We start from the raw sequence: 2183 nt of genomic DNA, 5'->3' as shown, positions 1-2183 counted from the left end.
GAGTTCGCCGTAGGCCAGCGTCTGCGCCTCGAAGGACAGCGCGGGGGATTCGGGGTGCAGCTTCGCCTGGCGTTCGATCAGACGGTGCAACAACGCCGCGTCGTCCGCATCCTCGCGGCCGTCGGCCCTGTCGCCCCATTGCTGCAACTGCGCCTGTTCCGCATCATCCAGCAGTTCCAGCGTCCCCAGCGCACGCGACGGATCCGAGACCAGCCCTTCCAGCAACTGGCTCATGTGCCGCGCGATGGCCGCTGCCTCGCGCTCGCCGATCACCGACCGGTCGTGGTTGAACTGCAGCACCAGCGCGGGCGAGAGCACCACCTTCACCGTCATCGGATAGTGGGTTTCCTCGTGCTGCCCGATCACGTCGACCGTCATGCCGCCCGGCATGTTCTCGCGCAGCGCCTGGTCGGCCGGGTAGTTCTCGAACACCACGATGGTGTCGAACAGCCCCGGCCCCGCCGAGCCGGCCCAACGCTGGATCTCGTAGAGCGGCGTGTGCTCGTGCTCGCGCACGTCCACGTTCTGTGCCTGCAGTTCGCGCAGCCAGGCGCCCACGGCCTGGCCGGGCTGCGGCGTGCAGATCACCGGCAGCGTGTTGATGAACAGGCCCACCAGTTGCTCCACGCCCTCCAGTTCGCCGGGGCGCCCGGACACCGTCGAGCCGAAGGCCACCGCGCGCTGCCCGCTGTAGCGCTGCAGCAGCAGCGCCCAGGCCGCCTGCACCAACGTGTTCATCGTGACGTGCTCGCGCTTGGCGAACGCCACGAGCCGCCCGGTGGCTTCGGCATCGAACGCGTGGCGCACGTTGTCGTAGCCCGTCCCCGCAACGGTTGGCTTCTGCAACGCATCGACCAGCCGCGTCGGGCCTTCGAGGCGGCTCACCTCGCGGCGCCAGTGGGCTTCGCTGGCCGCGGCGCCCTGGGCTTGCAGCCAGCCGATGTAGTCGCGGTAGCGGCCTGGGAGCGCGGGCAGCCCCTGGCCGCCGTAGTGGCGCAGCACCTCGCCCAGCAGTTGCGAGGTGCTCCAGCCGTCCAGCAGCAGGTGGTGCACGGTCCAGATGAAATGATGGCTGCGCGCACCGGTGCGCACGAGCACGAAGCGCGCGAGCGGCGCCTCCGCCAGAGCGAAGCCGCGCGACTGCTCGGCCTGCGCCAGTGCGGCCGTGTCTTCGCGCGATGGGTTCCGCTCGCGCCAGTCTTCTTCGCGCCACGGCAATTGCGCGTTGCGGTCGATCCATTGCAGCGGATGCCCTTCGCGCTGCAGGAAGCCGGTGCGCAGCACGTCGTGGCGCTTGAACACGGCCTCCCAGGCCGCGCGGAATCGCGCGGCGTCGAGGTCCTTGAAGTCCAGCCGCAACTGGTTCTGGTAGGCGCCGCCGCCCTCCTCGAGCAGCGTCTGGAACAGCATGCCCGACTGCATCGGCGAGAGCGGATACAGGTCGGCCAGGCGCGCGGCCGGCACCGGCAGCGCGTCAAGCGCCTGCTGGTCGAGCCCGGCGAGCGGAAAGTCCGAAGGCGTCACGCCGAGCGGTCCGCTTGCGCAATGGCGCACCAATGCTTCGAGTTCTTCCTGGAAGCGCCGCGCCCAGCCCAGCACCGCTTCGGCGTCGTGCCGCGCACGGCTGAAGCTCACGCTCAGCCGCAGTTGCCCATCGAACACCTGGCCGTTGACCGAGAACTCGTGCGTGAGCGGCGCGCCGTCGTCCACCTGCGCGCCGCCCTCTTCCCGCGCGGGAATCCACTGCGCGCCTTCTCCTGCTCCTTCTCCCATGTCGTGGCGGAAAGCACCGTCGAACTGGCCGAGGTAGTTGAAGACCACCTGCGCCTTCGGCAACGCCCGCAGCGCCTCGCGCTGCGCGGCATCGCCCGCATGCTTGAACACGCCGTGGCCCAGGCCCCTGTTGGGAACGCGGCGCAGGCCTTCCTTCACGCGCTTGATGGCCCCGCCGATCTCGCCCTGCGGCGCGAGCGCCACCGGAAACAGCGCGGTGAACCAGCCGACGGTGCGCGACAGGTCGATGTGCTCGAAGATGTCCTCGCGCCCGTGGCCTTCGATATCCACCAGGATCTGCGAATGCCCGCCCCACTCGCACAGCGCACGGCCGAGCGCCGTGAGCAGCAGGTCGTTGGCCTGCGTGCGATAACCCGCGGGCGCATCCTTCAGGAAGGCCTCGGTGGTCG

The 2183-nt window shown here is 69.8% G+C and carries 1 protein-coding gene; it reads right to left on the bottom strand.

Annotated elements, in window-relative coordinates; genetic code table 11:
- On the bottom strand, positions 1 to 2183 hold a 2183-nt coding region (locus RT97_RS27790; protein WP_042582091.1), incomplete at both ends, for a condensation domain-containing protein.

This window comes from Variovorax paradoxus (assembly GCF_000834655.1).
Taxonomy (GTDB): domain Bacteria; phylum Pseudomonadota; class Gammaproteobacteria; order Burkholderiales; family Burkholderiaceae_C; genus Variovorax; species Variovorax paradoxus_F.
The sequence above is the reverse complement of the archived record's forward strand: the minus strand, read 5'-3'. Positions and strand labels throughout refer to the sequence as shown.